This window comes from Salinispirillum sp. LH 10-3-1 (genome assembly GCF_030643825.1).
GTDB lineage: Bacteria > Pseudomonadota > Gammaproteobacteria > Pseudomonadales > Natronospirillaceae > Salinispirillum.
The window spans coordinates 2,277,245-2,298,803 of the sequence record NZ_CP101717.1 but is presented as its reverse complement, the minus strand read 5'-3'; the positions used below and the strand labels follow the sequence as shown (position 1 = coordinate 2,298,803).

The following is a 21,559-nucleotide window of genomic DNA, read 5'->3' as shown; positions in this document are numbered from 1 at the left end:
ATGAACATAGGTACGGCAATGCAGTGGGCCAGCAGTCAATTGTCCGGCCAAGAAGCTCGTGTAGACGCAGAACATCTGTTATGTCATGTACTGCACCAGCCCCGTACCTACTTGTTCACTTGGCCAGACAGGTTGTTAGGCGACGCTCAATTGGCGTTATTTCAACAACTCGTTGCCAAGCGCCAACTCGGTGAGCCGATCGCTTATTTAACCGGTCACCGCGCTTTTTGGACATTGGATCTCGAAACGGCTCCCAGTACGCTCATTCCGCGCGCCGACACAGAAACCCTCGTCAGCGCCGTGTTGGAGCGTGTATCACCAAGTGCGATGGATGTTGTGGATCTGGGTACAGGGACGGGAGCCATAGCGCTGGCCCTCGCCAGTGAACGCCCATCGTGGCGGGTGCAGGGCATAGACCTGTCGGCCGATGCCGTCGCTTTAGCCCAGCGCAACGCTCAGCGCAATGAGCTAGAGAACGTCACTTTCCGGCAAGGTTCCTGGTGCACCCCCTTGGCTGACCATAGCGTTGATGTGCTGGTCAGTAACCCGCCCTATATTCGCCAGGATGACCCACACTTGGATGAAGGCGATGTGCGTTTTGAACCACGCTCTGCGCTGACCTCCGGCGCTGATGGATTGGACGACATTCGCACCATCATTCAGCAGGCAAAACGTGTGTTGCGCGCTGGTGGGTGGATCTTTTTTGAGCATGGCTATGATCAGCGCGATGATGTGATATTGTTGTTGATCAGTGCAGGTTTTGAAGGGCTTGCCTCGGAACAAGACTTGGGTGGTAACGACCGAGTCACCTTAGGGCGACTGCCGAGGTTAATTACGCTCTAGAGCACCTTTCGTAAACCCAAGCACCACACATCAACAACAAAGCACATAGGGCCGCTGCGCATGTCCGAGCCATGGCTTCAACCCAAGGTACTCATCGGCCAACTCGTTGAGTTGCGCCCCTTGAGCCGCGATCACACAACGGATTTACAGCGTGTAATTCTTAATTCTCAACTGGCCGACTTGTGGTACACATCCGTGCCGCGCCCTGAAGAAGTCGCCGACTACATTGATCGAGCGTTGGCGGATCGCGATAAAGGCATCGCCATGCCCTACATCGTGAGGTTGCGCAGCAGCGGCGCAGCGGTAGGCTGCACACGGTATTGCAATGCTGACGCCAGCGCACCTAATTTGGAAATCGGCTACACCTGGTACTCGCCGAAGGTACAGCGCACCGGAGTGAATACCGAATGCAAATACTTGATGTTGGAGCATGCCTTTGAGTCATTAGACTGCATTGCCGTGTATTTTCGTACCCATTTCATGAATCGGCGCTCGCGAGCGGCCATAGAGCGCTTGGGTGCAAAGCAAGATGGCATCATTCGTAACCACCAAAGACTGCCAGATGGCAGTTATCGCGATACGGTGGTGTATTCGATCATTGATAACGAATGGCCAGCGGTGCGCAATCGCTTGCAGGGGCTTATGGACAACGAGTACACATAGACGCTGTTGTGGTCTGCCCAATATAGTTTGAGAAACCTTTTTATTGTTTGTGATAGTTTTTGGCTATGGTCAAGGTGGTGGGTAGTCATTAGCCAGATGGCGCATGGGGTATTACACTGGTGCTCAGATTTTTGGTTCAACAGGAGGAGATACCATGTCTACTAACGCAATTGGCATACAGACCGAGCAAGCTCAACTGCTGGCGTCCGGCTTAAATGACTTGTTGGCGAACTACCAAGTGTTCTATATGAACGCCCGCGGTTATCATTGGAACATTCGTGGTAAAGACTTCTTTGAACTGCATTTGAAGTTCGAAGAACTGTATAACGATCTACTGTTGAAGGTGGATGAAATAGCCGAGCGCGTGCTGACACTGGGCTATGAACCAGCGCACAGCTATTCCAGCTATCTGGGTTCCTCGGCCATTCAGGAAAAGGCCAAGGTGACCGATGGCAGTGAAGCGATTGCGCAGATCCTGGAAGCGTTCAAGACACTGATCGCCAAGCAGCGTAAGCTGCTGGCACAGGCCAGCGAGGCCAGTGATGAAGGTACATCAGCCTTGATGAGCGACTACATTCGTGCGCAAGAAAAGATGGTTTGGATGTACGGCGCCTACTTAAACAAGTAAAACACAGTCTTGATGGTTGGTACCTTGGTGCTGACAAATGTGACCTGTGTAATACACATCTGTAGCAAATCGCGGTACGCTGCGAGCTATCGTCCGCCCTCTGACCAAGAGGGCGGTTATTTATCTTTGCAAAAGGAGCTTTGTCATGGTCACGCTCACTTCCGTGAAGCGCGCGTTCTATCTGGCCGTTGTTGGTGCTTTCTCTTTGGTCATTGGATCGGCCCTTGCCAGTGCACAATCATTAGAAGACCGCACGATTTCACGTTGGTTAGAAACCAGTGTTGAATTAGAACCTTTCGGCGAAGCCCTAGACGGCATCCTGAACGAAGACGACGAGGACTGGGAACGCTATACCACGCTGTCAGAAGCTGAATACTACCAGCTTATAGAAGCGGAGCTGAGAGCCGTCGGTTTGTACGATGATGTAGAGCAGGTCACGAGTCGTTTCAGCTGGTCGTCACCAGGTCACTTCTTCCGGACGGGGGAGCGTATCGGCTTGGCCATGCAGGCCTATTTTGCACGTGAGATGATGGCTGAAATGCCGCCTGAACAAGCGGCCATGTTGGCTGACTTCTTAGACCCTGCGGTCGGCGACGTACCGAATGATGACATCAATGTTATTGAGCGAAACTGGGATACCATCCTGGCCTTTATTGAAGCTCAAGGCTATCTCGACGACGATTACTAAATCCTATGTGGCAAAGAAAGCCCCGAGTCAGCAAACTTGGGGCTTCTTTTCGAGTGCAGTAAACGTCTAGTTGAACTGCGGCGTGTAGGTCTCCAACGTTCGTTCCAGCGCCGCTACGCCGGACGGTAGATCCACAGCTACTCCCAATGATTTAACGCTGGAACCCAACGCATGTACCGTGCGAAACAGGTGGTGCGCTCGACATTGCTCGCCCATCTGACCAATGCGCACAATACGTGGCCCAAACGATCCCGAAATCTCTACGCCGTGCTGCTTTGACATATGTTGCAGTAATGCTTTGCCTTCAATGCCGTCTGGCAAATTGATACCCACCACAGAGTTTAAGCGCGATGGCCCATCAACGTAGAGTGACAGCCCAAGACCCTCAATGCCTGCTTGCAGCGCCAGTGAACATTTCAAGTGTCGATCAAAGCGGCGCGGTAACGTCTCTTGGCAAATGAGCCGCAAAGCTTCATGTATCGCCAGAATTCCAGACACCGGAGCGGTGTAGTGGTACGACTTCTGATACCAGAACTGATCTGCCAGCTTCGCGTCCAAGCACCAATGGCGTAACATGTCTTTGCGCGTGGTGATCAACTCCCAAGCGCGTTCCGAAAACGCCACCAGAGATACACCGGGGATCGAACTCAAGCCTTTTTGCCCGCCGGTAATCACCGCATCCACACCCCAATCGTCCATATCCAAAGGCATCGTACTCAGCGTGCAGACGGCATCGGTAATGACCAGGCAATTCAACTCGCGCGCCGCACGGCAAATCGCCGGCAAGGCGTGGTTGTACACTGTATTGGATGTCTCGCCCTGCACAATAGTCAACACGTTCGGCCGATGCTGGCGCAAAGCCGCAATGATTTGCTCGGCATCCGCAGCTTGCGCTGAATCAACGTCAGCAACAATAACTTCAGCCTCAACACGCTCTGCCATTTCCGCTAAGCGATTACTGAAAAAGCCGTTGCGTACCGACAGCACCTTGCTGCCCGGCACCACTAAATTCACAATCGCCATTTCCATGGCTGCAGAGCCCGGCCCAGCTACCCCTAAGATGTGTTGTGACTGAGTCTGAAACACATAGCGTGACATCGCCTTCACCTGCTCGATGATGCGCGCCATGGTGTCACCCAAGTGATTGATCACAATGCCATTCGCCGCCGCCACTTTCGCTGGAATAGGCACCGGGCCGGCTCCCATCATCAACAAGGGTTCATCGGGCAGAATGACATCCAATGGCACTATTTCGGGCACAGGGTGGCGCATGGCACTTGAGTCCTTACAGGTAAGAAAGTTAAACAGAACCCAAACGATAACAGAGCGTATGAAAAAGTGCGCGGAGATTATTGTAAGGGTGACATTGCCGCTTCATAACGCTGCTTGAGGGTATTGAAGACCGTTTGTTGGTCCTGGTCACTGAGCACACTGATGTCAAAATAAATTCGCGCACGTTGATCTGTCGTATAGGACACAATTGACGCATCTTTAAAGCGAATACCCAACCCGCGCTTCCAGCGACTAGGGGCATGAATGACCAGCATGGGGCAAGACGGAAGGTTGCGGATAGTGAGGTGGGTCCAGCCCGATTCCGTGACGAGGGGGCCTTTGATCGTTGCGTCCGTTATGGTCAGTAACGGCTTCTTGCGCCAATACCACGGATAGCCCGACAGGCGGCCGTTGACAAACATGGCGGCGGCAAAAGGGAGCATCGACCATAGTGCACCCAGCAGAGCAGTTAAAAGGGTGATTGCATACATAGGAATAAGGATTCGCAGCGTGATTCGTTTGAGACACCGACGTTTGATAGGGTCGGCAAAGAACTCATCTGTCTGTTCGCCACTTAACACTTAGGACTCCTTGTCGAAAGTTGAACGCTTTCGCATCTAATGGCCTTAAATACTTTCCGCCCGAAAACGTTCCTGTAGCACCTGCAACACGGCTTGTTGATCTTCTTCGTTAAGAAGAGAGACGTCCATTTTGAAACCATACGGCTGCTTGTTTTGATTGATGGCAACCCACTCTCGTCTTGGATAGAGCCACTGTAGCCATTGAGGTGGCATGCGTTTCACCATAATGGGCTCAACCAGCAAGTTATCCAGCATAAAGTAAGCCCTTCCAGAACGCTGCAGGCTGGCACCTTTCAATGCTGTAGCAGTGACGATGACTTCATCATCTCTCAAAAAGGGGTTATACACGCCTAAGAGGTTAAGGCAGACCGCAAATATTGCAACAGCTAAGACGAGTAAGGCGTAAGAGTTCCACTGAAATGCATAACCGAGTTGGATGATGCCAATCACAAGGGCGAAACCAACCCAAAAGCGGACCCAATGATGGCGTTTCTTTACTGGGTTTGAGGAGAAAATCAGAACACTTTTTTGTACACTCATGACCAGTTCCTTTCATGATTAGTGATATCCCTTACTGCCGAGCAAGGTTAGCGAAGGTATGTTGGGTATGCAACACTCGCAAGACGCCACGCTCAACTATCTTATGGCTACATTCGAAAAGTGGTCAATTTCTTAGTTCTATACTGCATCCGGCTGTTGTTCCGGCGCCGCTTCTTGAAATGTCGGTAACTCGTTGCAGCGCGTAGCAATGGCGTCAATGGTCGGGAACTCGGCCATTGGTAACTGGTAGCGATACGCATTGTAGACCTGCGGTACCAACATAACGTCAGCCATGGTGAGGGTATCACCAAAACAATAACTGCCCGCCGTGCGTTTAAGCTTGGCTTCCAAACCTGTGAATCCCACCTTCAACCAATGGCGATACCACTCATCGCGCTCTTGCTCACTGTGGCCCAAATGGCCCGACAGATGTTGCAGCACGCGTAAGTTATTCAGCGGGTGAATGTCGCAGGCAATATCCAACACCAAGGCTTTCACCTGAGCGCGTGAGCCCGCATCAGCAGGGTACAACGGGGGATTGGGAATACGGTCTTCCAGATACTCAAGAATAGCCACAGACTGATTCAGCACCAGATCGCCATCGACCAGTGTGGGCACCAACTCCGTTGGGTTCATCTCTCGATACGCAGCAGCATGCTGCTGCCCCCCGTCTTTCACCAAATGCACGCTTTCCTGCTCGTAGGCAATGCCCTTCAGATTCAAGGCAATCCTGACGCGATAGGCGGCAGATGAGCGCCAGTATCCATAAAGTTTCATTATGTTGTCACCGTAGTTTTGGCTCTGGCATTAGGGCAGCGAACGGGGGGTGAAAGACCGTTCAAGCGCAAGGATGCGCTTGGCGAGCCCCCATGGACAAAAACGCCCGGAGCGTTTTTGCACGAACGCAGTGAGCCCGTAGGGTCAGGCGCAAGGATGCGCCTGATAATCGGTTCACGGCGTGTCTGGAACCCCCGTTCGCTGCCCTAATGCCTAGGGTACAGGGTAGAGATGATCGTTAGCTTGCTTGGACTACCCGCTGATCAATTGCTCCGAAAATACTGCTGCCTGAGCTGTCCAGCACTTCCATGCGGATGCGATCCCCGAACTTCATAAACGGCGTGCTTGGCTTGCCGTCACGAATCGTCTCGATCATCCGGACTTCTGCGATGCAACTGTAACCTACACCGCCTTCGCTGATCGACGTACCGAAATCCGTCCCTTGCTTGTTGGACACCGTGCCTGAACCGATAACCGCACCAGCACCGAGATTACGTGTTCTGGCAGCGTGCGCGATCAACTGACCAAAGTCAAAAGTCATATCCACGCCCGCATTCGGTTTACCGAACAGCTCGCCGTTATAATAGGACAACAACGGCAAGTGCAGCTTGCCTTCGCGCCAGTCGTCGCCCAGCTCGTCAGGCGTAACCGCCACGGGGCTAAAGGCAGAAGCAGGCTTTGATTGAAAGAAGCCAAAGCCTTTGGCCAGCTCGTTGGGGATCAGACCGCGCAAAGACACATCGTTCACCACCATCACCAAACGAACGCTGTCACGCGCCGCCGTGGCGGAAATGCCCATGGGCACGTCATCGGTGATCACCGCAATTTCGCCTTCGAAGTCGATGCCCATGTCTTCGGTAGGCAAGCGTACGTCTTCGTACGGTCCGATAAAATCGTCAGAGCCGCCTTGGTACATCAGGGGATCAGTCCAAAAGCTGGGAGGCATTTCCGCATCACGCGCTTTGCGCACCAACTCTACATGGTTTACATAGGCACTGCCGTCGGCCCATTGAAAGGCGCGGGGCAGGGGAGAGGCGCAGGCGCTTTGTTCAAACGGTTGCGCGCCGGTTACCGAGCCCGCGTTTAAGGCTTGGTAGATTTCCCGCAAGGGCGCTTCGGTAGTGCCCCAGTCATCCAGTGCCTGTTGCAGTGTTGCAGCAATTGCCGGCACAGCGACGCATTGGGTGAGATCGCGGCTGACCACGACCAATTGGCCGTCGCGTGTGTGGTTTTTCAGAGTCGCTAATTTCATGGCTTGGTCATCCAGCTCTTAACGTAGTCGGTGTTTTCCGTAGGCAATGCCGCGCTGCCTACTTCCAGGGCGTCGCGCGTGTCGAGCATCACTGCTACTTCGTCCAAAAAGGTTTTAGGCTTTTCCTGCGCGGCTTTAAACGCCTTGGGGTGTGGCCCGTGTGTGAAACCGGCCGGGTGAAAGGTCACCATGCCCGCTTCGATGTTGTCGCGGCTAAAGAAGTCACCCGCGTGGTAGAACAGTACTTCATCGTAGTCGTCGTTGTTGTGATAAAACGGGACTTTTAAGGCGCCGGGGTCGCTTTCTACGGGGCGTGGCACAAAAGTACAGACCACAAAGCGCTGCGCCACAAAGGTCGTGTGCGCAGAAGGCGGCAAGTGGTAACGGTGGCTCATTAACGGGCGAATGTCGCGCCAGTTCAAGCGCATCACCGTTAAATCACCGTGCCAGCCAATGGCGTCCAGCGGGTTAAACGGGTAGGTAACGACCGACACCGCATTGTGGCGTTTGATCTGCACCTGCCACGTATCCTCAGAATACTGCGCCTGAAACGCTGTATCGATTTTCGGTGTGTCGATGACTGCAGGATCGAAGATCGCGTGGTTACCCACCAAGCCCTTCTCGGGCAGTTGGTACGAATCGTTGGTGGCTTCGATCAGCAGCATAAACATCGGCTCGGTTGGCTCAATGCGCCACATGGTGCTGCGTGGCAACACCACGTAATCGCCTTCCGTCAGGCTCAGGTGGCCGTAGTCGCAGAACAACTCGCCACTGCCTTGGTGGATAAACAACAGGTCATCACCGTCGGCATTGCGGGCCAAAAAAGGCATCTTTTCGGTCAGTCGCCAGACCCGCATGCGACAACTCGCGTTAAACAGTATGTCCGGCACATCCCACGGCGAACCGTTGAGGTTGTTGTCGGCTTGCGTCAGGTCAAACGCGCGTGGCTTCAGAGGGCCTTCCCAGTCGCTCCAGCCCGTTGGCGCGTGCGTATGGTGCAAGTGGGTAGCCGGGCCGAAAAAGCCGCTCCGGCCTACCTCCCGCTCGTATATGGCGCGCTCGGGAAAGTCCGCGTGCGCTTGGCGAGAAATTTCCCCTTCCCGCAAAGGGAATGAAGCCCATTTACGCATTGTCGATCACTCCGCGACGAATCTGATCTTCTTCAATGGATTCAAAAAGCGCTTTGAAATTGCCTTCACCAAAACCTTCGTTGCCTTTGCGCTGGATGATTTCGAAAAACACCGGGCCGATAACCGTTTGGGTGAAAATCTGCAACAAGATGCCGTCTTTCAACGGTGCGCCATCAATCAGAATGCGCAATTCACGGAGATCGTCGAGCTTTTCCGTATGGCCTTCTACGCGCTCGTTTACTTTCTCGTAGTAGGTCTCCGGTGTTGGCATAAAGTCTACCCCGCGCGCGCGCAATGTGCGGACGGTGTCGTAGATGTCTTCGGTCGACAGCGCGATGTGTTGGATGCCTTCGCCATTGTATTCACGGATAAACTCTTCGATCTGTGACTTGTCATCTGACGACTCGTTGATCGGAATACGAATCTTCCCGCACGGGGCGGTCATGGCTTTCGACACCAAGCCGGTCAGCTTGCCTTCAATATCAAAGTAGCGGATTTCGCGGAAGTTACCAATGCGCTCGTAGAACCCGGCCCAAGTGGCCATGTTGCCGCGCTTCACGTTGTGGGTCAGGTGGTCCAGCACTTCCAAGCCGACGGAGTGCTCTTGCATGCTCGCTTCCCAGTTGTCATACAGTTTGAAGTCCACTTCGTAGATGCTGTTCGCGCCGTAGCGGTCAACAAAATACAGCAAGCTACTGCCAATACCGTACACCGCGGGAATGTTCAGCTCCATAGGGCCGACCTGCGTTTGATACGCAGTTGCACCATTGGCTAGGGCGTGCTTGAAGGCTTCAGCGGCGTCTTTTACTCGAAACGCCATGGCACAAACGCTGGGGCCATGCTCACGCGCAAAGGCTTCTGCCTGTGAGTTTGGTTGGCCGTTGACGATGAAGTTGATGTCGCCTTGCTTGTACAACCACGCTTCTTTCGAGCGGTGCTTGGCAATTTCGGTGAAGCCCAAAGAGTGAAACAGATCCTTCAGGTTTTGGATGCCTTCAGCAGAAGCGGCCGTGTATTCAACGAATTCGAATCCGTCGGTGCCCAAAGGGTTAATATGGTCTGTCATCTTACTTCTCCGGTTTCATTGTTATCAGGGGAGGTTCAGGCTTGACGCAATCAAGGACGGCAAGCCACGAACTCGTGCCCTAATACTTGATCGCGCACCGACAAAAAGAAAGGGTGGTACGCCGAGAGTTTGTGCAGCGAGGGTTGTCCTTTTTGTAATCTCTGGTGTACAAAAGCGAGCCATTTCGAAGTCAGTTATTTTTCACGGCACGCGGCGTGGCTTCGCAGTTTGCAAGCTTGACCACTTGGGTGTCCAAAGCGCATTTCACTGTACAATTTGCATTACAGGGCAGGGCTGCCAACGGCCGTTACGGCTTTGGGAAAGCACTTCGAGTTATGCAATAGTGGACGCATTCCTAAATATTGTTGAGTACCCCAACAAAATGACGTATCGACATTTCCCACCGTGGTTGATCCTGATGGGGTTGATTACAGCCCTTGGGCCATTAGCCATTGATATGTATTTGCCCGCGTTCGTGGCCATCGCAGATGACTTGCAGGCGTCTACCGACACCATAGAGCTGAGCTTGGCCAGTTTCTTCATTGGCTTGGCCATTGGTCAGGGCGTTTACGGCCCACTGAGTGATCGCTTTGGACGCAAGCCGCCGCTGTTGTTCGGGCTGGCGCTCTATACGCTGGCTGCTGCTGTATGCGCCCTTGTGCCTTCGGGTGAAGCGCTGGTGGCTATTCGCTTTGTACAAGCCTTGGGTGGCTGCGCCGGTATGGTTATTGCGCGCGCCATCGTGCGCGACAAAACAGAGCCGCAGGATGCGGCTAAAGCTTTTTCCATGCTGATATTGATCATTGGTGTAGCCCCCATTCTGGCCCCCATTGCTGGCTCATGGGTGTTGTCGGTGTCGGGCTGGCGGGCCATTTTTTGGTTTCAAGTCTTTGCTGGTACAGCCTGCTTGCTGTGGGCTTGGCTGGGGTTGCAGGAAACCCATCCGGGCGATGATCGTAAACTGAGTTTTCGTCGCGTAGGCGCCGATTACTTAGAATTGCTGCGTCACCGCTCCTTCATGGGCTTTAGCCTCACGGCGGCCTTGGCCATGGGCGGTTTTTACACCTATTTGGCTTCAACACCCGCATTGATGGTACGCGGTTATGGTTTTACTCCCGAGCAATACGCTATGCTGTTCGGCACCAACGCAGCTGGGTTTATTTTGATGAGCCAGATCAACGCGGTACTGCTGCGGCGGCGTAGCATGTTGACAGTGCTGCGTGCGGCCATTTGGATTCAGCCGTTGGCAGGTATTACCTTGGGTGTTATGACGTTGGTGAACCCGTTACCCCCTCTTTGGTTGCTCGCGCCGGTTATGTGGGTGTTGATATCCTCTATTGGTCTGATTTCTCCGAATGCTTCGGCGGCCGCGCTAACCCAACCGGGGTTGCGCGTGGGTACAGCATCGGCGCTGTTGGGTATGCTGCAGTTTTCGTTAGCGACCTTTATTGTCATTGTGGTGGGCTCGTTGTCGAACATCACCGCACGGCCGCTGGGCATCGTGATGATGATTACGTCGGTAGCGGCGATTCTGGTATTAACCTGGGTGGCCCGACCGGAGCGCTGTCAGGTACGACCGATGACCACACATCAGCGCGATGAATTATTGGAAGAGCAACACATCAGTAAGTAATCGCTTACCTTCGACGTATTCTTGATACTGGTCAAAGGCGCAGTAGTACACCGTACCGAGCGTCTTTGGCTGGCCACGCAACAGCCAGTGGTCAGTGCGCTTGGGCTGGCGGTAGCGTCCGGTGATCCAATGCAGGTCGTTACCGTCTTTGCGCACCAGCGCCCAGCGATAGTCGTCCAGATCGTATTCTGTCTTCGCTGTCACCTTGGGTTCTTGCCCCAGTTCACGCATGATCTTTTGCCATTTCGCCCCGTGCCCCGTGCGTGGCCCCGCCATCCCGTGGGCTATTTCATGCAGTATCGTTTCTTTGGCCTGCAACAGACTACCCGCCAGTGCGTGGTGCTGAGACAGCTCTATGCGTTTTTCACGATATCGACACAAGCCGAGCGTGCGGCGTTGGCGATTGAAAGAGAATGACCATTGAGGGAGGTGTCGCGCCAATAAGCTGGAAGCGAGGGCTTCTATGGCTTCGAGCTTTTGTTGTTCAGCAGGGGTCATGGTTGCATAAATGGGAAGCAGTCCGCGATTCAGGGTCAAGACCAAATTGGGTTCTACAGCACAGCCTACTATTGGTAGGTGAGCAGGTAGAACCCAATTTTAACGCCGCCACTGCAAGCGCAGTAGTTTAGAGACGTCTTTTAGCCTTCGTAGCGTTGGAAGACTAACGTCGAGTTCGTACCACCAAAACCAAAGCTGTTAGACATAACTCGCTGGAGTTTAATGCCTTCTTTGGTCGCCGTTACGATGTTCGCGCCTTCGGCTTCCGGGTCCAGCGTTTCTACGTTAGCAGAACCACCCACGAAGTCGTTATTCAGCATCAGCAATGAGTAAATCGCTTCCTGTACACCGGTTGCCCCCAACGAGTGGCCCGTCAACGACTTGGTTGAGCTGACCATAGGCGCTTTTTTGCCTTTGAACGCTTCTTTGATCGCACCCAGTTCAGCGGTGTCGCCGGCAGGTGTGCTGGTGCCGTGCGCATTGATGTAGTCAATGTCGCCCTCCACCGTGCTCATGGCTTGCTGCATGCAGCGCACCGCGCCTTCACCCGACGGAGCAACCATGTTGTAGCCGTCAGAGGTCGCACCATAGCCGACCAGTTCTGCATAGATCTTAGCGCCACGAGCTTTCGCGTGTTCCAGCTCTTCCAGAATCATCATGCCGCCGCCGCCAGCGATGACAAAGCCATCACGGTTGGCGTCGTAAGCACGCGAGGCTTTTTCCGGGGTGTCGTTGTACTGTGTAGACAGGGCACCCATGGCGTCGAACAAGCAAGACAGTGTCCAATGCTCTTCTTCACCACCGCCAGCGAAGACCATGTCTTGCTTGCCCATTTGAATCTGTTCCATTGCGTTGCCGATGCAATGCGCGCTGGTGGCGCAAGCAGAGGTAATGGAGTAGTTCACGCCACGGATTTTAAACGGCGTAGCCAAACACGCGGATACCGTGCTGCCCATGGTTTGGGTGACACGATAAGGTCCAACGCGCTTCAAACCTTTTTCGCGCAGAATATCCGCAGCTTCGGTTTGGCTGGCAGACGACGCACCGCCTGAACCTGCGATCAGGCCCACGCGGTCGTTGGAATACTGCTCTTCGGTCAGGCCTGCGTCTTTAATGGCTTCCGCCATGCTGTAATACGCGTACGCGGCCGCGTCACCCATAAAACGCATGGTTTTACGGTCAACGTATTCGCTCAGGTCCAAGTCAGGACGCGCGGCAACATGGCTGCGCATACCCAGTTCGGCGTATTCCGGTTTGGCTTTGATGCCTGATTTCATGTGTCTCAGGCTGTCGGTTACCGTTTCCAGGTCGTTTCCGAGGCATGACGCGATGCCCATGCCAGTCACTACTACACGACGCATATCAACTCTCCATTTGGTCAGAGGTGAACAGGCCTACACGCAAATCGCTGGCGGTATAGATGATCTTGCCGTCGCATTCCAACGATGCATCAGCAATACCCATCACCAACTTGCGCTCAATGACGCGCTTGATGTCGATGTGGTAGCGCACGAGCTTGGCATCGGGCATAACCTGGCCAGTGAACTTCACTTCACCAGCACCCAATGCACGGCCGCGGCCGGGGTTGCCTTTCCACGCCAGAAAAAAGCCGATCAACTGCCACATGGCGTCGAGGCCTAAGCAGCCGGGCATAACCGGGTCGCCAGGAAAGTGGCAGCTGAAGAACCACAGGTCAGGGTTGATATCCAGTTCGGCGATGATTTCGCCTTTACCGTGTGCACCGCCTTCCAGACTGATGTGATTGATGCGATCCATCATCAACATTTCCTTGACCGGCAGCTGTGCATTGCCGGGGCCGAACATTTCGCCGTAACCGCACTGCAACAGCATGTCTTTATCAAGTGAACTCGGTCTGTCAGTCATACACGTAAGCCTTTGTGACTAATTTTAAAATTTCGCAGACCATACCGCATAGTGGGGGTCTGATTCCATACCTGCAGCGAATAAGTGATATGGAGTGCGCTCAAGGATAGCGACTTAAGGCGCGACTAGCCAGCCGACAATGGTGGGAATCAGCAGAGAACTCACCACGCCAGTCAGGCTCATGGCCAGCCCGGCAAAGGCCCCCGCCAGCATACTGACCTGTATGGCCTGCGCGGTACCGAAGCCGTGGGCGGCCAAGCCCAGTGCGAAGCCTTGCACTGCGTCATCACGAATACGCAGCAAACGAAACAGTGGTGGGGCGAGGATGCAGCCGATTACCCCGGTGATCAGCACCAGTCCCGCTGCCAGTGAGGGATAACCGCCGATTTTCTCTGCAATGCCTATCGCAATGGGCGACGTGACGGACTTGGGTGCCAACGACAACAATAAATCAGGCGAACCACCCAGCAGCAAACCAATCCCCACCGCACTGACGACGGCAGTAACTGCGCCGATGATACAGGCGGCCATAATGGGCAGCAGCAAAGCGCGAATGCGCGGCAGGTGATCGTACAGAGGCACGGCCAACGCCACCGTGGCGGGCCCGAGTAAAAAGTGGATGAACTGCGCACCGGTAAAATAGGTGTCGTAATCGGTGCCGGTCAGCAACAACAACGAGATGATCAAGATCATCGATAGCAAGACCGGGTTTAGCAAAGGCGAACCACCCAGTTTGCGATTCAACGCGCTGGCCAGCAGAAAGCTGGCGACAGTAACAATCAGCCACAGCAAGGGCTGCGCGGCAAAATACACCCAGAACTGCGTCAGCGGAAGATCATTCATAGGGTGTTATTCCGCATGGGTGTCCGTAGGACGGGTCATCAGTTTTAGCACCAAGGCAGTCACCACCAAGGTAACCGCCGTACTGCCGATCAGTGATGCCGCTACCACTAACCATTCGTGCCGCAGAATCTGCAAATGCAGCATTAAGCCCACACCGGCCGGAATAAATAGCAGTGCTAAATAGCGGATCAAACCCTCGGCGGGTAAGCGCAGTGCCATCGGCACTTCGCCGTAAATCATCAAACCGATGAGTAAAATCAGCATGCCCGCTACCGGGCCGGGAACCGGAAGGCCTAATCCAACGACGATGAACTCGCCAAGCAATTGACACGTGAGGAGAATGAGGAAACCGGTCAGCAAGGAGAGGCTCCATGGGTAGAATGGTATTTAAGTGGTAGAGAATACGGTGTGGGTACACAAAACAAAAGCAGCCGAAGCTGCTTTTGTTTATCGAGGCTGTTATTGCGGACCTAAAGCTCCATCGGAAGCAATGATGACTCCGTTCGCTTGGTTAGCGCCATCTATCGTATGAAGGTCATAAGTCGCAAAGAACCACTTTTCATCATCGTTTGTTTGATTGAATAGCCCATCAATTGAGCCTATAGCGTTCGCGGAATCATAGGTTCCTTGCATATCCATAGATAGAGTTCCCTTGATTACGGCTGCGTCACCACTGATCGACATATCCCAATTATATACGTCGCCGTAAACAAGAAGAGTTGCATTATTCACAATTCCGCTACTGTTAATCGACATATAAAAGTCAGCTTCTAATCCTGGGTTTGCTGCAGTAAAGAACTCCGTTTCACTGGACCAATTTAGGTTCTTTTCTGGTGTCCCTATTACATACCAAAGATAATCACCGCCTAGCTCTTGAGATATATCGGTGCTTTGGTAATTATCATACAGATAGGTACCAGACTCGGAGTGTTCCGTCATGTCCCAGTAACCCCAACTTACAACAGGACTAGGCACGGACTCAGTGCCATTTACGCTAACTTGGCTCTGAAATTCTTCATAGTCGATATAATGAGTACCACCGAAACCATCCTCAAACATCTCCTTAGCCCAAACCCAGCCTACATTAACGCCCTGCGCATCGGGGTCTATGCGCAGTATGCTGTCTGCGGGTACATAGCCATTGGCAAAGCTGGGTGTGCCATCGTTGTAGATGGCGGCAAAGCCGTTCAGAAGGATTTCATTGCCCGCACCGATCGTGGGTCGGAATACCATGACGCCTTGGGCACTGGTCATATTGGCACCCAAAGCGCCGCTGCCAAAGAACAGGTTGGTGCTGTTGGTGACCGCGGTTTGTTCGCTGCTGGTAAGTCTGCGATCAACAAAAGACAGCTGGTTTTCCTGAGTGGGTGGTTGTGACTGCTGCAGGTTAGTGGTCAGCAATGTTTCGCCGGTCACGCTTTCGTTGTCACGTTCCGGGTCATTGATGTCGCCTGCAACCGGCGGTGCGCCGGCGGTATCGCTATCGCCATTGGAGTCGCCATTTTCGTCGCCTTCGGTGCCATCGTCATTACCCGACAGCAGGGCATTCAGCAGTTCTTGCGGTGGCAGCAACAGACCTTGTGGCGGTTGATTCCCGACAATACGGCCGTTACGGAAGGGCTGGTTGGGGCCGAGCAGAATATTTCCGCTCGGCGAGCCCATGAAAACGGTGCCGTTAGTGACCGTAGTGAACACGCTGTTGTTATTGCTGTCATTAAATAACCCGTAGGCGGTACCACGAATACCAATGGTGGCACTGGCGGCACGAACTTCATAGGCGTCGTCGGTGCTGCGGCCAAAAGTACCGGTGAGAGTGCTGAGCGTGCCATTCACCAAGTCCATTAATACTCGGTCTTCTGTGGTGGGCGATTCACCTTGGTACACTTCCATGCGCAAGGCGGTTTCGGGGCGCAGATCGAGTAGGGCGTTGTCGATCATGCGGATTTGCAGGCGCGCATCCGTGCCGGTGGACAACAGGTCGCCGACCAGTACTTCGCTGCGTCGGCTCAAGGCGCGCGTTTCACCGGCGGCGTTTTCGGCGGTGACATCACCGCGCACCATAACCACGGTACCAATGCTCTGCGCCACGGCGAGAGGCGCCAGCAGCAGGCATGCACCGAGCACCCACGCGCCCAGTGCCAGAGTTTTATTGATTGGGGCTTTCATTGTGTCGTCCTCCAAGGGAACGTTCATTACCAAACCAGCGCGACGCCAAGATCGGCAGTAATTTCATTGTAGTCGTATAAGTCGATGTTGCTGTTGCGCACAGACCACGCTATACCACCCTGTGTAATCAGGTTGGGGTTGGGCTGCCAGCTTAAGCCGGGTTTTATGGTGTAGCGGATGTCGGCGCGCTTAAGCGGGTCGCCTGAGTCCGGGTCAAAAAACAGGGCGTCGTCAGCGAACCACCGAGTAAAATTAAGGTTTTGTGTTAATGACGTATTGAATTGGCGATTGATCGCATACTGGCCTCGATGCTCCAGGCCGACCGACCATGTATCGCTGCGCTCGGCTTGCAGGTTGTCGAGTGTACTGCCGGGTCGTATGTTGTAGTTGTGCGACACGCTCAGGGCTGCACGGTTCATTACCGGTCCGACGCGGAAATTTGCACCGCCGCTGAGGCGTTGAGTCAAGATGGGGCCAACCGGGCCGCCTTCAAGTGCTGCACTGGGTTCGTAGGCCCCGAACCATTGCACGTTACGATTCTGCATGTAACTGTACTGGTAGCGCGCTAGGGCACGCTGCGATAAGGCGCGCACTTCCAGACTACGGCTTTGTGCTGAACGCTCACGTGTCGTGGTGAGATAGGTACGTACGCCAATGTCTAAGTCGGTAAATTCCGCTTCGCCATCTTCTAACGTATAGGCTCCTAATGCTCTAACGCCCAACCCCCATACCGTGATGTTGGTCAAACGTGCTTCACGCCGAAGATCGACTTGCGAAAACAGTTTGTACTGGTCGACACGCTCTGGCGCTTGATAGCCATCGGTGATGAATGAAGGCAGATAAGAGTTGTCTGGGAAGCTGGCCGTCGGTGAAATGTTGGCCGCATTGCTGTCATACAGTGCGGTTAGACTGACAGTACCCTTCCAAGAAACCAGTGCCTCGCGTTCACGGCGGTCTATTTCTTCTAAATACCGGTCGACATTAGCGCGCACGTTGGTCGGTGGGTTGTTGGCCCGTACCCGTTCAAACTGTTGGCGTGATTCGGCCCACCGTTGCTGGGCAAAATAGGTGCGCCCAAGTTCCAGGCGTGCTCGGTCATTCGTCCGTTGCACGGCGATGACGCGCTGAAAAGCGAACACCGCATCGTCCAGGTTATTGGTGCCCAAGGCTGCTAAGCCGTAGAGGAAGTCAAAGTCTGGTTCGCCCTCATACTGCGCCAGCATACGAGATGACAGGGTGCGGGCCTGTGCCCATTGCTGTTGCTGCACCAGAGCGCGCAGTCGCGCCATATCGTCGACTGGTTGCGCCGCTGCCGCGGCAGGGGCTGCGGCGAGAACGGCTTGTGTAAATGCCATGGTGATCAGTTCGTCCTGCAGTACATTACCGGGAATAGGGACGTTGAGAGGCTCACCATTCGTTGACTGGGCAGGAATATTGTCTGAAACGGATAGAACACCTTCGTTCGATACGTTCAAGAAACGTGGGCCATCGACGGCATCTAATCGCGTTATGTCAAAGGTGTTTGGTGGTTGCGGTGCCACTTCAACGATGCCGTTAAAAATGGCTGTGTCAGTACCCGTGGTCAGGCTATGCAGTACTTCGAATTCGGTACCGCGAATGCCAATCGTAGCCGCCGAGGTTTGCACTGTATAGGCCGGCGGGTTGTGTTGGCCAATTAGGCCACTGACAGCCCGGATGCCCCCCTCGGTAATCTCCAGTAGGGTAGAGCCACCGGTTGGTTGGTCGATATCAAAACTGTGCTGGCGAATAATCAGGCGTGTATTGGCACGCACGTCGACCAAGCTGTTGTCAGAGAAGCGCAAGGTGGCGGCGCTGTTATTGCCAGTGACCACGGTTTGGCCTACGCTGACTGCATCACGGCGCGTTAACGCTCGACCATCGGTGCTGTCTGGGTCCACGACACTGACCGTACCTGTGGTGCGTACGACTAAAGCTGCCTGCTGATTAGCGCTGGCAGGTAGCGCAAGCACTGTTACTGCAGCGAGTAACACTAATATGGCACGTTGTGCGCATTGACGAATACTAAGTGCTGTCATCTGTATCCTTTGCACCTATCCTAAAGGGTAATACTCTGTACGATAGTGCGCATTGCTTATTTATTCAACAACAACGGGCGGTCTGAAGAGGTCTATTCTGCTATGCAACTGGTCGAGCATCTGACGCAAAAACAAGTGTTAACCATCATGTCGCGGGTTAAATTTTTCAAACGCTTTAGTACGGCAGATTGCCTACTGATGTTAGACAAAAGTACCCAATTAATTGCCTGTCGTGAGGGTGAGTGGGTGCTCATGCAGGATGACGAGAAAGATCGTGCGCTCTATGTGCTGCTAACGGGTGAGTTGGAAGTTTGGAAGGACGATATAAGAGTTGGAGACATAAAGCCAGGTCACTGCTTCGGTGAGGTCTCTTTTTTGACGAAGAATGCGCGCACCAGCTCGATTAAATGTCTTACAAACGCAGTCGTCTTTAGATTACAACGAAAAGCATTGACAGAGTTCCCTATCCACATACGCGAAAAAATTAAAGACAACATCATTATGCTGTTGTTAGACCGGGTGAAACAGGGGTCGCAATTTCGTGAGCCTGCTGCAGTGCCTCCAGGGGAGTCACCCTTTGTTGAACAGGGTGATCATGGCGACACTGAGAGCAGTGCCGCTCCAGAGAATGTGTGGGATAGCCTGGACGACGACCTTGGGATGGCCGAGGACATTTGATTCGTTCGGCTGCTCAGGGTAGCCATAAGGCAAAGCGAGCGCCACCATCTGCTTTGTTGATCAAGGCAATTTTGCCTTGTTTCTGGCTCTTATCATCACGGTGTAGCCCGGCAATCCGGCTAGCAAAGTAGATGCCCAGCCCGGTGCTGCTGGTTTTGACCTGCAGGCTGGCGTCGGGGGCCAGGCAGTTGAGCAAGGCATCCGGATAGCCGTTGCCGTTGTCATCTATGGCGATACACAGCATGTCGTCTTCGACCCACGCCGAGAGGCCGATCCAGTCTTTCGTATAGCGAATGGCGTTGGTCAGGATATTGGTGAGTACATGGTCTACCAATGAGGGGTCCATGTACCACGTCAGGTCCTCATCTTCTAACTCAACGGTGACCTTGATGTTCTGACTCTGCATAGTACTGGCATAACGCGCTGCGGCGTCCTCCAGTACGTCCAATACCAGTACTTCCTCCAAGCTGGGATGCAGCAATTTGTTATCGATTCGGTAGACGCCCAGCATGTGGCTAAGCCCGCTATTGATACGGTTGCTTTCCATGTGCAGACGGCGCAATTTGTTGCTCGCATCAGGGTCGGTTTGATCCAGTTGGTTAATCACTTCTTCAATTTGATTACTGATCAGGCCCAAGGAATTTTTAACGTCGTGTACGGTAGACGCAAGAACGGTTGCCATGTCGAGCTTGTCGGTTGCCATGTTACTTCTCCTGCTTTAGGGCTTTAAAGCGCACCATCAGGGCCTGAAAGCGCTCTTGTTGTGAGTGGTCGGGTGGCAAATAGAGCAGACGGTCAAGGTAGCGCTCCATGCTTTGTAGATGTTTCGCATTATGGTCTGCTTGAAACAACTTCATGTGGGCTTGCACCATGTTGAGTATCAAGCCCGGGTGGCGCGGTGAATGATCCAATGCCTTACCAAAGTACTTTAGCGCACTGTCGAAATCGCCATCTCGATAGTGACTATTACCTTGGTGGTTCAGTTCTCCGGCGCGCTGTTTGGATGACTCGGATAAAGGCTCGCTTTGTAACATGAAGAGTTGTTGCTGAATCGAAATGTCGTCTTTGTGTTGGCGGCGGAGGGCGTCTACATAGTCATCACCCAAGCGTTGCTTGTCGTACTGATAGAAGGTTTTAGCGACCTCCATGGCCATTTCTGGTTTGAGGTCTTCCACGTGACGCATGGACATATCAAAGACCTTCTTAAGTTCGCCATCACGGGCGGATTCCATGCCTTGAATATCCAGTGACTCACACATCACCAGTCGGCCTTTGAGTTGCACCGGCAGTACTTCCGGATAACGATCCATCATGCGACGAGCGACGTCCAGGGCGCTTTTCGAGGCCCGACGTTGATCGCCCTCACTGCCTTTACTGGCCATGGTGTTGAGTGTGTCCGCAAGGCGAATGAAATGCCCAGGGTTTTCATGCCGAGTATTGGTAGCCAGCGTGAGCACCTCTTTATAGGCTTTGGCTGCGATGTTGTAGTCGTGGTGCTTGCGCGCCAGCTCGCCCAGTCTGACTTGACGTTGTAAGTTGCGAGGTGACACACGAGTGGCGTTCATTAGGGCACGCTGGGCCGCTTCTTCCTGGCCTTCATTGAGGTAGCAGGTAGCCAAATTGTCATAGGCTTCAACGTGATTAGGGTTGGCCGTCAGCACTTCTTCAAGTAAGGGCTTAGCTTTCTTGAACTCTTTACGCTTCATCTGAATGCGCGCTTTTTCGAAAATAGCCCAGTCCTGGGGCCGCTTAGCCAGCAGCTCGTTCAATACGGCTTCCGCTTCTTCTAATTTATTCTGGCCGATCAGTGTACTGACTTGAACCTTGCGTGCCCACGCGCGATGACGTGGGTGGGTTGTAGCCACGCTGTCACAAGCAGCGAGTATTTCGTCATCTTTTTTATGATCCATTGCTGTTAGCAAGGGATAGAGGTCCTCTAGCCGTTTTACCCACTTTTCCAGTCGATGTTTAAATGTATCGAAGGCGAAAGGCTTGGCGAGATAGTCATCGGGGTGTGTTTCGACGGCGCCCATCACCATGTCTTTTGATGTCTCGGCGGTGACCATCACCCACTGAGTGGTGTATTTAACGGTACCGTTGGCGCGCAGTTCTTCCAGCAACTGCTGGCCATCCTGACCTGCACCAAGGTTGTAGTCACAGATGACGATGTCACAGGGAATGTCTTTCAGTATCGTTTTAGCTTGCAGGGCGTTACCTGCTTCATGCACGTTGGCGGCACCGAGTTGTCCTAACATACTGCGAATCGATTTTCGCACGTTCGCGAAGTCGTCCACCACGAGGTAATGCAGCGACTGAATTGATTTGTCGAAAGCCATGTGAAGTTCCGTTCTTTCCTTGTG

General features: G+C 53.5%; 22 protein-coding genes. 6 read left to right on the top strand and 16 right to left on the bottom strand.

The annotated features are described in order from the left end of the window. From prmC to NFC81_RS10315, 4 genes are all read left to right on the top strand, one after another. Positions 1-843, top strand: coding sequence for a peptide chain release factor N(5)-glutamine methyltransferase (gene prmC, locus NFC81_RS10330; RefSeq protein WP_304994409.1), 843 nt, complete (start codon positions 1-3; stop codon positions 841-843). A gap of 60 nt (positions 844-903) precedes the next feature. Next, positions 904-1,506 (top strand): GNAT family N-acetyltransferase, encoded by a 603-nt coding sequence (locus NFC81_RS10325; protein WP_304994408.1) that lies wholly within the window; start codon positions 904-906, stop codon positions 1,504-1,506. A 154-nt stretch (positions 1,507-1,660) separates the two neighbouring features. After that, positions 1,661-2,134: a Dps family protein gene (locus tag NFC81_RS10320; RefSeq protein WP_304994407.1), complete on the top strand. Its 474-nt coding sequence runs from the start codon at positions 1,661-1,663 to the stop codon at positions 2,132-2,134. Positions 2,135-2,279: 145 nt separating this feature from the next. After that, positions 2,280-2,822: a hypothetical protein gene (locus NFC81_RS10315; RefSeq protein WP_304994406.1), complete on the top strand. Its 543-nt coding sequence runs from the start codon at positions 2,280-2,282 to the stop codon at positions 2,820-2,822. 66 nt (positions 2,823-2,888) lie between these two features. Here the strand turns inward: NFC81_RS10315 and NFC81_RS10310 are convergent, their stop codons facing one another. The 7 genes from NFC81_RS10310 to hppD form a co-directional block, all read right to left on the bottom strand. Beyond that, positions 2,889-4,094, bottom strand: coding sequence for an alanine--glyoxylate aminotransferase family protein (locus NFC81_RS10310; protein WP_304994405.1), 1,206 nt, complete (start codon positions 4,092-4,094; stop codon positions 2,889-2,891). 77 nt (positions 4,095-4,171) lie between these two features. Next, positions 4,172-4,675 (bottom strand): hypothetical protein, encoded by a 504-nt coding sequence (locus tag NFC81_RS10305; protein WP_304994404.1) that lies wholly within the window; start codon positions 4,673-4,675, stop codon positions 4,172-4,174. Positions 4,676-4,720: 45 nt separating this feature from the next. After that, complete coding sequence (locus NFC81_RS10300; protein WP_304994403.1) at positions 4,721-5,215, bottom strand: hypothetical protein; 495 nt, start codon at positions 5,213-5,215, stop codon at positions 4,721-4,723. A gap of 138 nt (positions 5,216-5,353) precedes the next feature. Continuing rightward, complete coding sequence (gene maiA, locus NFC81_RS10295; protein ID WP_370529858.1) at positions 5,354-5,992, bottom strand: maleylacetoacetate isomerase; 639 nt, start codon at positions 5,990-5,992, stop codon at positions 5,354-5,356. Positions 5,993-6,230: 238 nt separating this feature from the next. Continuing rightward, complete coding sequence (locus tag NFC81_RS10290; RefSeq protein WP_304994402.1) at positions 6,231-7,244, bottom strand: fumarylacetoacetate hydrolase family protein; 1,014 nt, start codon at positions 7,242-7,244, stop codon at positions 6,231-6,233. Beyond that, positions 7,241-8,374 carry a homogentisate 1,2-dioxygenase gene (locus NFC81_RS10285; RefSeq protein ID WP_304994401.1) on the bottom strand — a complete coding sequence of 378 codons (1,134 nt, stop codon included), beginning with the start codon at positions 8,372-8,374 and terminating at the stop codon, positions 7,241-7,243. The genes NFC81_RS10290 and NFC81_RS10285 overlap by 4 nt, the downstream gene beginning before the upstream one ends. Beyond that, complete coding sequence (hppD, locus tag NFC81_RS10280) at positions 8,367-9,440, bottom strand: 4-hydroxyphenylpyruvate dioxygenase (RefSeq protein WP_304994400.1); 1,074 nt, start codon at positions 9,438-9,440, stop codon at positions 8,367-8,369. Before hppD ends, NFC81_RS10285 begins: the two co-directional genes overlap by 8 nt. Positions 9,441-9,822: 382 nt before the next feature. Here hppD and NFC81_RS10275 point away from each other — a divergent pair, with 382 nt between their 5' ends. After that, positions 9,823-11,073 carry a multidrug effflux MFS transporter gene (locus NFC81_RS10275; protein ID WP_304994399.1) on the top strand — a complete coding sequence of 417 codons (1,251 nt, stop codon included), beginning with the start codon at positions 9,823-9,825 and terminating at the stop codon, positions 11,071-11,073. Here the strand turns inward: NFC81_RS10275 and NFC81_RS10270 are convergent. The 7 genes from NFC81_RS10270 to NFC81_RS10240 all read right to left on the bottom strand — a co-directional run bounded on the left by NFC81_RS10270 (position 11,044) and on the right by NFC81_RS10240 (position 18,521). Then, positions 11,044-11,616: a SprT-like domain-containing protein gene (locus NFC81_RS10270; protein ID WP_304994398.1), complete on the bottom strand. Its 573-nt coding sequence runs from the start codon at positions 11,614-11,616 to the stop codon at positions 11,044-11,046. The genes NFC81_RS10275 and NFC81_RS10270 overlap by 30 nt on opposite strands. A 95-nt stretch (positions 11,617-11,711) precedes the next feature. Beyond that, positions 11,712-12,932 (bottom strand): beta-ketoacyl-ACP synthase I, encoded by a 1,221-nt coding sequence (gene fabB, locus NFC81_RS10265; RefSeq protein ID WP_304994397.1) that lies wholly within the window; start codon positions 12,930-12,932, stop codon positions 11,712-11,714. Position 12,933: 1 nt separating this feature from the next. Next, complete coding sequence (gene fabA, locus NFC81_RS10260) at positions 12,934-13,455, bottom strand: 3-hydroxyacyl-[acyl-carrier-protein] dehydratase FabA (RefSeq protein ID WP_304994396.1); 522 nt, start codon at positions 13,453-13,455, stop codon at positions 12,934-12,936. 114 nt (positions 13,456-13,569) lie between these two features. Continuing rightward, on the bottom strand, positions 13,570-14,298 hold the full coding sequence (locus NFC81_RS10255) for an LrgB family protein (RefSeq protein WP_304994395.1): 729 nt from the start codon (positions 14,296-14,298) through the stop codon (positions 13,570-13,572). Between the two features lie 6 nt (positions 14,299-14,304). Next, entirely contained in the window at positions 14,305-14,622 is a 318-nt protein-coding gene (locus NFC81_RS10250) for a CidA/LrgA family protein (RefSeq protein WP_370529909.1), read from the bottom strand. A 135-nt stretch (positions 14,623-14,757) separates the two neighbouring features. After that, positions 14,758-16,464, bottom strand: a complete 1,707-nt coding sequence (locus NFC81_RS10245) for a FecR family protein (protein WP_304994393.1) — start codon at positions 16,462-16,464, stop codon at positions 14,758-14,760. 26 nt (positions 16,465-16,490) lie between these two features. Beyond that, positions 16,491-18,521 carry a FecR domain-containing protein gene (locus NFC81_RS10240; RefSeq protein ID WP_304994392.1) on the bottom strand — a complete coding sequence of 677 codons (2,031 nt, stop codon included), beginning with the start codon at positions 18,519-18,521 and terminating at the stop codon, positions 16,491-16,493. A 102-nt stretch (positions 18,522-18,623) separates the two neighbouring features. Between NFC81_RS10240 and NFC81_RS10235 the strand changes: the two genes are divergently transcribed. Then, positions 18,624-19,199 (top strand): cyclic nucleotide-binding domain-containing protein, encoded by a 576-nt coding sequence (locus tag NFC81_RS10235; RefSeq protein WP_304994391.1) that lies wholly within the window; start codon positions 18,624-18,626, stop codon positions 19,197-19,199. 13 nt (positions 19,200-19,212) lie between these two features. Here NFC81_RS10235 and NFC81_RS10230 read toward each other — a convergent pair whose 3' ends face one another. Further along, the gene (locus NFC81_RS10230) at positions 19,213-19,902 is read right to left on the bottom strand and encodes a HAMP domain-containing sensor histidine kinase (protein ID WP_304994390.1); all 690 of its coding nucleotides are present in this window, start codon (positions 19,900-19,902) and stop codon (positions 19,213-19,215) included. A 1-nt stretch (position 19,903) separates the two neighbouring features. Continuing rightward, a complete protein-coding gene (locus tag NFC81_RS10225) occupies positions 19,904-21,535 on the bottom strand; it encodes a tetratricopeptide repeat protein (RefSeq protein WP_304994389.1) in 1,632 nt (543 codons plus the stop codon). Positions 21,536-21,559 lie beyond the last annotated feature (24 nt).